Raw genomic sequence first — 9,062 nt, forward strand, 5'->3', positions numbered from 1 at the left:
GCGTGATCGAGCAGCAGGAACGGGCTGACGTGTTTGCCCAGGTTATCGTAGGAAAACAGGGTGCGAACCGGGAACCCATCGCCGACCCAATGGCCGCGAGGGCTGGTGTAGATACCGATGATGTTTTTCATGGTTGCCTCCAGAAAGTGGGGTGACGCAATGAATTAAGCTTAAATCCATGACGTACACAGCACTAGACGGCAAAAACCAGCCTCAGCGTCCCACAAATAGAACAGTACTCCCACCACACCCTGTAGGAGCTGCGGCACGCTGCGATCTTTTGATCTTGTTTTTAAAATCAAAAGATCGCAGCGTGCCGCAGCTCCCACAAGATTCATGACTTCTGCTCAACAGTGCTTTGCCCCATCGACGGTTTTTCTCAAGGACGCAGACGCGGATACTCGTGCCCATTCCCACTGCAACCCTGGAGTCATCAATGTCTGTTCCCGCTTTTGGTCTGGGTACGTTTCGCCTGCAAGGTCAGGTGGTCATCGACTCGGTGAGCACCGGTCTTGAACTCGGCTACCGCGCCATCGACACCGCGCAGATCTACGAAAACGAAGCCGAGGTCGGTCAGGCCATCGCTGCCAGCGGTATCGCCCGCGAAGAACTGTTCATCACCAGCAAGATCTGGGTCGCCAATTTCGCCAAAGATCGTCTGATCGACAGTCTCAGGGAAAGCCTGCAAAAACTGCAGACCGATTACCTGGACCTGACGCTGATCCATTGGCCATCGCCGGAAGATCAGGTGCCGGTCGCCGAATTCATGGGCGCGCTGCTCGAAGCCAAACGCCTGGGCCTGACCCGGCAGATCGGGGTGTCCAACTTCACCATCGCGCTGATGCAACAGGCCATCGCGGCGGTCGGCGCAGAAAACATCGCCACCAACCAGATCGAACTGCACCCCTACCTGCAAAATCGCAAGGTGGCCGAATTCGCCCGCAGCCAGGGCATACAGGTCACCTCGTACATGACCCTCGCCTATGGCGAAGTGCTGAAGGATCCGGTCATCCTGCAGATCGCCGAACGCCTGCAGGCCACCCCGGCGCAGGTCACCCTCGCCTGGGCGATGCAACTGGGTTACGCGGTGATTCCATCGTCGACCAAACGTGCCAACCTGCAAAGCAATCTGGGCGCCGTAGCGCTGACCCTGAGCGCAGCCGACATGGCGCTGATCGCCGGCCTGGAACGCGGCCATCGGCTGACCAGTCCCAAAGGCATCGCGCCACAGTGGGATTGATCACTCAGGCCTGAAGCCGCTGCGCGAGGCTGTGCATCGCCTCGCGCAGCGTATCGAGGGCCATGAGCATGTCGGCAGCTTCAGCGTCGCGACACGCCTGTTCCAGTGCCGTACACGCTGCCACGAGCCGTGCGGCACCGACCATTTGCGCACCGCCCTTGATGTGATGCGCCAGGTCGCGCAGTCCTGCGCGGTCAGCGCCCGGCTGCAGATTGTCCAGCCGTTGCAGGTCTTGCTTCAGACTGTCCAGCACTTGCTCGCGCAAGCGCCGAATCATCGTCTGATCAGCACCCGCCAACTGCTCCAGCGCACTCAAATCGATCTCCACCATCGCCGCCCCTTCGAGCGCCTCAAGCTCAGGCGCACAATGCACCGCGCCGTGCAGGGCCTGGCGCAAGTCACTCAAGCGAATCGGCTTGAACAGGCAATCATCCATGCCCGCTGCCAGACAGCGGGCCTTTTCCTCGGCCTGTGCATTGGCGGTGAAGCCAAGAATCAGGCAACGCCCGCGACTGTTTGTGGCCTCTTCAGCGCGTATCGTGCGCACCAGTTCATAACCGCTCATGCGCGGCATGTTGCAATCGGTGATCAGCACGTCAAAGGTCTGCCCGCGCCAGAGATCCAACCCCTGCTGCCCGTCCTCGGTGTCCACCGTGCGATGGCCGAGTTCACTTAATTGCCAGCAGAGCAGCAGGCGATTGACCGGGTGATCATCGACCACCAGCACGTTGAATGAGCGCGCCGGGCTGAACGCCGGTTCGGGTGCAGTGTCCTGCGCGAGCGCCGCCAGCAGCGGCAGTTCAAGATCGATTTGCACCCGTGTGCCACGCCCCGGTTCACTGTCGAGACGCAAGGTTCCCCCCATCATTTCGCAAAGGGTGCGGCTGATCACCAACCCCAGCCCGGACCCGCTACGGGCCGCCTGCGAATCGGCGCCCGCCTGAACAAACGGACTGAACAGGCGCTGCTGGTCCGCCGCATTGATGCCGATGCCACTGTCGTCAATCACCACGCTGATCGCCAGGCGCTGCGCTGCAACAGCAGTGACGCGCAGGTGCAGACTGACGTGGCCATGCTCGGTGAACTTGATCGCGTTGCTCAGCAGATTCGACAGCACCTGTTTGAAGCGCGTCGGGTCGATCAGCACGTCGACGGCACTGTGCACGTGCAGTTCGATCTGCCACTGCAGATGCTTTTGTCGCGCCAGCCCCTCGAAAACCCGGCACACCGACAGTACCAGTTCACGCAGATTGGCCCGTTCCGGGGCAAGGGACAGGTGCCCGGATTCGATGCGTGCAATGTCGAGAATATCGCCAATCAAAGCCAGCAGTTGCTGGCCGGCGCCTGACGCAACCTGAATTGCCAAGCGATCGGTGACACCCTCGTCGGCGCGCTTGAGGGCCAGTTCGAGCATGCCGATCAGGGCGTTCATCGGCGTACGGATTTCGTGGCTCATGGTGGCCAGAAACGTAGTCTTGGCGCGGTTGGCGTCATCGGCGGCATCCTTGGCCTGCTGCAACTGGCGCAGCCATTGCTGGCGTTGCCGGATCTGCCGGCGCTGCAAACCGATCCAGCCCAGCGCCAGCAACAGCAACACCGCTGCACCAACAAAACCCAGGACGATTTCCTGCCGGTGACGCAGCCAGTAACTGTCATCGACCACCACGTCATGGCTCCAGCGCTCGACCAGTTCATCCATCTCCTGCGGCGCGATACTCAGCAGAGCTTTGTTCAGGATCGAATGCAGCTCGGTGGCCTGCGCCGCAGTGGCCAGAGCGATGCGGGCCGGCTGATCGCCGACGGTATTGGCGATGCGCAACCGTTCGCGGTACTGACGGGCGACCAGATAGCGAGCCACCAGCAATGAACTGATGGTCGCGTCAGCCTGTCCCTTGTCGATCATCTCCATGCCATCGGCCGGGCTTTTCGCTTCCACCAGACGCAGACCGGGTACGCGCTCAAGCAGAAAGCCGCGCAACGGATGTCCGCGATAGAGCGCCAGGCGCTTGCCTGCCAGATCAGCCAGGCTGCGCGGCCCTTGCGCCGCCGTCACCAGCACGAACGGATTGTTCAGATAGGCGCGGGTGAAGCGCAGCTCCAGTTCCCGCTCGCTGCTCGGTGTCACCACCGGCAGGATGTCGAGTTCACCTTTCTTCAACTGCTCGATCTGCCGATCAAGCGAGTTGCCGCGCACGATGTCGAATTTCAACCCGCTACGCTGGCTGATCAGCCCCAGCAACTGCGCGCTCAACCCGCGAAAGCGAGCGTCGGAATCAAAGAATGTCAGCGGTGCAAAATCTTCGATTGCCCCCACTTTGACCACCGGGTGCGCGTCAAGCCATTGCTGTTCGCCGCCACTCAGGCGAACTTCGGACTGCGCGCTCATCTGCGCGCGGCCCGCGCTCCAGCGTTGTTCGATCTGTTGCCGGCGCTCCATGGGAATGACCGCCAGTGCCTTGTCGACCACGCGTTTCAGGGCAACTTCGCTGCGCAACAAGGCAAAGCCGAACCGGTTGGCATCAAGCCCGGACGGCCCGGCCAACTGCAGGTCATTGCGATAATTGGTGTTGATCAGATAGTTGGCGCTGATAAGGTCGCCCAGATAGACGTCATCGGCACCGAATGCCACTGCGCCGAGCGCGTCCATGGCCGAGGTGTAACCCTGCACGCTGGCCTGCGGATAGAACAGCTGCACCTGCGCCAGCGGCAGGTAGTCTTCGACCATGGCAATACGCTTGCCGGTGAGATCCGCCGGCAACGGTTCGTCGAAGCGCGTCGCGAACATCGGCTGATCCTCGGCGTAGGCGCGCGACAGAATCACCTCGGGATCGGCCGTTTCGAAACTGTTCGAGGTGCCGAGCAACTCCAGTTCGCCGCGCTTGAGCGCCGCCAGTACCTCATCGCGCCGGGCATAACGGCGCACTTCGATTCGCACATCAAGCAACTGCGCCAACAGATCGGCGTAATCGGCGGTCAGCCCCTCAAGATCCTGATGATTGCGAGTGATTTCGAACGGCGGATAATCCGGCCCCGAGATACCCAGGCGCAACACGGGATGCTCGCGTAGCCACTGACGGTCCTGATCGTCGAGTCGGACCTGAACATTTTCCAGGCGGGTGCGCGTCAGCACTTCCAGCACTTGCGGCGCCTGGCTCGCCACGCAAGGCAGCGCCAGATTCAGCAACAAGGCGAACGTCAAGCGTCGGAGCCACATGGGCAGAGCCTCAGATCAAGTGATTGCGCCTGGCAAAATCGCGCAGGTGGACTGCCGTATTCACTCCGAGCTTTTTGATCAGGCGGGTCTTGTAGGTGCTGACCGTCTTGTAGCTGAGGAACATGTCTTCGGCGATGGTCTTGTTGGGTTTGCCCAGCGCCAGTTGTTCCAGGATGCTCAGTTCCCGATCGGAGAGCTGATCGATCAGCTGTTTTTCGCTACTGAGCAACGGGCTCGCCACGTTGGCGTTGTCTGGCAGCGCGGCGAAATAGGAGTAGCCCGACATCAATGCCTGAATCGCCTTGTGCAACTGCTGCAGCTGGTTGGTCTTGGTGACATAGCCCATGGCTCCGGCGCGCAGGCAGCGGTCCTGATAATGCAAAGGGTCTTGCGATGTGAAGATCAGAACCTTGCATTGGGGGTCATTGGCCTTGAGCCGGGTCAGCACCTCCAGCCCTCCGTGACCGGGCAGCTTGAGATCGAGCACCACCAGTTTCGGTGCATGCTCACGTATCAGCGCCATCACTTCACCGGCACTCGATGCCTCATGGATAACCTTGAATCGTTCAGCTTCAAGCACGACCCTGATAGCGGCACGCACTACAGGGTGATCGTCGACGATCAGCGCTGACTTCATGACCTCTCCCGCTCTATAAACATCATGACGCCGACCTGCATTCGCGAGCATGCGAACACACTGGCTGCGCAGGGACTGTTGCACGGGAGTCGATGAAATTCCAGCTGTCAGACCTGACAGTTGCGTGCAGGAAAATTGTGTGGTAGCGCATCGCATGACCACTCAGCGACAGCGTCCCGCGCACTGAATACGGGCACATCAACCCGAGCCATCAACTGTTCAATCATGGAAGCGTTCGGCATACCGGCGTTGCAAATCTGTACGTTTTTCCGGACAACGCCTGATGGTCCTTCAAACAACATGGAAGGCTCGTTATAGATCAGCGCGTGATGCACAGGCTGGCCATCCAGCAGAAACGCTGGCAGGTCCATTGAGCCCGATGCCAGGTCGGCGTTCACCACCAGGACGTCGAATGGCTCACAGCCGTATTCGACCAGTGTCAGCATCTCGGTCAGGCTTTGCGCAGAGCCCACACGGTAATAATCAAGATGATTGAACAAGCGCTCGATTCTCATCCGCTGAAAATACTGCGAATCGGCAATCAGAATGCGCAAGGCTTTATTGTTCATCGTCGCCTCCCGAGGGTCGTGGTTTCAGAGCGCGCCAAGGCTACGCTAGGATCACCACAGACTCTGTAGGAGTTTTCCGAAAAAACCAGTCATTCGTCCTCGCCGCCCGGTGGTCATGTCGTTACCAGCAGAACGACGAACCACCCCGGCCTTCGTGGCGCCGGGTTGGCGGCCGGGCGGGTTGCTCTGGTCGCTGACGAATCGAGCCGGCACGCAGCCGATTTGAACCTGGAGAAATCTCGCTGCGTAACACTTATTCGGTGGTACTCGGACTCCAGAAGGCCTGCACCACCAGCGCCGAAGTCGAGATCCGCGCCACCAGCGCATCGAGTTCATCGCCATCGACCGAGGTGGTTGCCAGCGTGGCTTCGATTTCAATTTCATCGGCCCCGAAGGCATGCACATCGACATCACTGGCCGGGTAGTTGCTGCGCTCGAGCTCAGCTTCAAGCAAGGCGAACACGGCTTTCTGCTGGGAACGCCTGGCGATGACATAAACAATGTTGGTGACTTCCGCCGAGACCACGTCCAGTGGCTGACGGTTGATGTTGTTGACGATCGGCCGCAACAAGGTGTTGGCGGCGAGGATGAACAGCGTGCCGAGCACGGCTTCGGCCAGCAGGTCGGCGCCGGCGCAGGCACCGACGGCAGCGGAGGTCCACAGGGTCGCAGCGGTGTTGAGGCCGCGCACGTTGCCCTCTTCGCGCATGATCACCCCGGCACCGAGAAAACCGATGCCGGAGACCACGTAGGCGACCACCCGCACAGCGCCTTCAGCACCGCCGAGACGGTTGGCCATGTCGACAAAAATCGCCGCGCCGACAGCCACCAGAACATTGGTGCGCAGGCCGGCCGTGCGTTGCCGGTACTGACGCTCGAAACCGATCAGGCCGCCGAGGATGAATGCGGCGCTGAGGCTGACCAGCGTGTCGAGCAAGGAAGTCAGGTTGAGGTTGTTGATGGCTTGCATGATGAAGCTCCTTGAAAAAACACAGTCCCTTTGTCGGGGCTTGCTGCCAATTCACTTGAAACACCCGATCCCTGTAGGAGCTGCCGCAGGCTGCGATCTTTTGATTTTGTTTTTAAAAGACAAGATCAAAAGATCGCAGCCTGCGGCAGCTCCTGCAGGGGCAGCATTACTGCCAGCCGAACCGGCGGATGTAGAAGCCTTTCACCGCCTGAGTCAGCGCCATGTACGCCAGCAGGATCACCGGCAGGAACACGAAGTACAGCGACGGCAATGCCTGCAGTTTGAAGTAGTTGGCCAGCGGCCCCATCGGCAGGAAGATCCCGACCGCCATGATGATTCCGGTCATCACCAGCAGCGGCATGGCTGCACGGCTTTGCAGGAACGGAATCTTCGGCGTACGGATCATGTGCACGATCAGCGTCTGGGTCAGCAGCCCCACCACGAACCAGCCGGACTGGAACAGGGTCTGGTGGTCCGGGGTGTTGGCATCGAACACATACCACATCAAGGCGAACGTCAGGATGTCAAAGATCGAACTGATCGGGCCGAAGAACAGCATGAAGCGCCCGACATCGGCCGGCTGCCAGCGCTGCGGCTTCTTCAGCATCTCCTTGTCGACGTTGTCGAACGGAATCGCGATCTGCGAAATGTCGTAGAGCAGGTTCTGTACCAGCAGGTGCATTGGCAGCATCGGCAGGAACGGAATGAACGCACTGGCCACCAGCACCGAGAACACGTTGCCGAAGTTGGAGCTGGCGGTCATCTTGATGTACTTGAGCATGTTGGCGAAGGTCCGACGCCCTTCGAGCACGCCCTCCTCCAGCACCATCAGGCTCTTTTCCAGCAGGATGATGTCGGCGGCTTCCTTGGCGATGTCCACCGCGCTGTCCACCGAGATCCCGATGTCGGCCGTACGCAGTGCCGGCGCGTCGTTGATACCGTCGCCCATGAACCCGACCACGTGCCCGTTGCCCTTGAGGATGCGCACGATGCGCTCCTTGTGCGAGGGTGTGAGTTTGGCGAACACGTTGGTGTTCTCCACCGCCACTGCCAGTTCGGCGTCGCTCATGCGCTCCACATCATTGCCCAGCAGCAGGCCCTGTTGTGCGAGGCCGACTTCACGGCAGATCTTCGCGGTCACCAGTTCGTTGTCACCGGTCAGCACCTTGACCGCCACGCCGTGCTCGGCCAACGCCTTGAGCGCCGGTGCGGTGCTTTCCTTCGGTGGATCGAGGAACGCCACATATCCGATCAGCGTCAGCTCCTGTTCATCCGCCAGACTGTAGGTGTCGCGACCTTGCGGCATCGAACGGGCAGCCACTGCCACCACGCGCAAGCCTTCAGCGTTGAATGCTGCGGTGACCTGACGAATCCGGGTCAGCAATTCATCGCTCAAGGCTTCTTCGACGTCGCCGTGCTGCACGCGAGTGCACACCGCCAACACTTCTTCCACCGCGCCTTTGCAGATCAGTTGATGTGGCTGACCACGCCCTTCGACCACCACCGACATACGCCGGCGATTGAAGTCGAACGGAATCTCATCGACCTTGCGAAACGCCGTGCCGACCTTCAGCTCACGGTGGATTTCCACGTGTTCCAGCACCGCCACGTCGAGCAGGTTTTTCAGTCCGGTCTGGTAGTAGCTGTTGAGGTAGGCCATTTCCAGCACGTCATCGGAGTCTTCACCCCAGACATCGACATTGCGCGCGAGGAAGATCTTGTCCTGAGTCAGGGTGCCAGTCTTATCGGTGCACAGCACGTCCATGGCGCCGAAGTTCTGGATCGCATCCAGACGCTTGACGATGACTTTCTTGCGCGACAGGAACACCGCGCCTTTGGCCAGGGTCGAGGTGACGATCATCGGCAGCATTTCCGGGGTCAGACCCACGGCGATCGACAGCGCGAACAGCAGCGCTTCGGTCCAGTCGCCCTTGGTGAACCCGTTGATGAACAACACCAGCGGCGCCATGACAAACATGAAGCGGATCAGCAGCCAGCTGACCTTGTTCACGCCCATCTGGAACGAAGTCACCGCGCGATCAGTTGCCCCCACACGTTGGGCCAGGGCACCGAAATAAGTGCTGTTGCCGGTGGTGAGAATCACCGCCACGGCCGTTCCGGACACCACGTTGGTGCCCATGAACAGAATGTTTTCCAGCTCCAGCGGATTGCGCGTGTCGCGGTCGGCCTGACGGGCGAATTTTTCCACCGGCATCGATTCACCGGTCATCGCCGCCTGGCTGACGAACAGGTCCTTGGCGCTGAGCACCCGGCAGTCGGCAGGAATCATGTCGCCGGCGGACAGCACGATCAGGTCGCCCGGCACCAGTTGCTTGATCGGCAGTTCGATCCGCGGCTCGTCGCGGCGCATCACCGTGGCGGTGTTGCTGACCATCGCCTTGAGCGCGTCGGCGGCCTGGTTGGATTTGCTT

At 60.4% G+C, this 9,062-nt stretch carries 6 protein-coding genes and 1 pseudogene; 1 reads left to right on the plus strand and 6 read right to left on the minus strand.

Annotated elements, in window-relative coordinates; translation table 11 throughout:
- Positions 1 to 131: pseudogene (locus tag DBR18_RS29600) on the minus strand (pirin family protein); the annotation flags it as partial.
- Positions 132 to 436: 305 nt separating this feature from the next.
- Between DBR18_RS29600 and dkgB the strand changes: the two are divergent.
- A complete protein-coding gene (dkgB, locus tag DBR18_RS20705; protein WP_108591703.1) occupies positions 437 to 1,240 on the plus strand; it encodes a 2,5-didehydrogluconate reductase DkgB in 804 nt (267 codons plus the stop codon).
- 4 nt (positions 1,241 to 1,244) lie between these two features.
- Here the strand turns inward: dkgB and DBR18_RS20710 are convergent, their stop codons facing one another.
- From DBR18_RS20710 to mgtA, 5 genes are all read right to left on the minus strand, one after another.
- Positions 1,245 to 4,454, minus strand: coding sequence for an ATP-binding protein (locus DBR18_RS20710; protein WP_108591704.1), 3,210 nt, complete (start codon positions 4,452 to 4,454; stop codon positions 1,245 to 1,247).
- 10 nt (positions 4,455 to 4,464) lie between these two features.
- Entirely contained in the window at positions 4,465 to 5,091 is a 627-nt protein-coding gene (locus tag DBR18_RS20715; protein WP_108591705.1) for a response regulator transcription factor, read from the minus strand.
- 107 nt (positions 5,092 to 5,198) lie between these two features.
- On the minus strand, positions 5,199 to 5,660 hold the full coding sequence (locus DBR18_RS20720) for a chemotaxis protein CheY (RefSeq protein WP_108591706.1): 462 nt from the start codon (positions 5,658 to 5,660) through the stop codon (positions 5,199 to 5,201).
- Positions 5,661 to 5,913: 253 nt separating this feature from the next.
- Positions 5,914 to 6,630 carry an MgtC/SapB family protein gene (locus DBR18_RS20725; protein ID WP_007968289.1) on the minus strand — a complete coding sequence of 239 codons (717 nt, stop codon included), beginning with the start codon at positions 6,628 to 6,630 and terminating at the stop codon, positions 5,914 to 5,916.
- Positions 6,631 to 6,796: 166 nt separating this feature from the next.
- A partial coding sequence (gene mgtA, locus DBR18_RS20730) for a magnesium-translocating P-type ATPase (RefSeq protein ID WP_256588823.1) occupies positions 6,797 to 9,062 on the minus strand: 2,266 nt, incomplete at its 5' end.

The organism is Pseudomonas sp. HMWF021, from assembly GCF_003061005.1.
Taxonomy (GTDB): Bacteria; Pseudomonadota; Gammaproteobacteria; order Pseudomonadales; family Pseudomonadaceae; genus Aquipseudomonas.

What these genes read in the sequence shown, in the direction of transcription:
- dkgB (WP_108591703.1), top strand. Translation starts at nt 437, where the DNA reads ATGTCTGTTCCCGCTTTTGGTCTGGGTACGTTTCGCCTGCAAGGTCAG.
- DBR18_RS20710 (WP_108591704.1), bottom strand. Translation starts at nt 4,454, where the DNA reads ATGTGGCTCCGACGCTTGACGTTCGCCTTGTTGCTGAATCTGGCGCTG.
- DBR18_RS20715 (WP_108591705.1), bottom strand. Translation starts at nt 5,091, where the DNA reads ATGAAGTCAGCGCTGATCGTCGACGATCACCCTGTAGTGCGTGCCGCT.
- DBR18_RS20720 (WP_108591706.1), bottom strand. Translation starts at nt 5,660, where the DNA reads ATGAACAATAAAGCCTTGCGCATTCTGATTGCCGATTCGCAGTATTTT.
- DBR18_RS20725 (WP_007968289.1), bottom strand. Translation starts at nt 6,630, where the DNA reads ATGCAAGCCATCAACAACCTCAACCTGACTTCCTTGCTCGACACGCTG.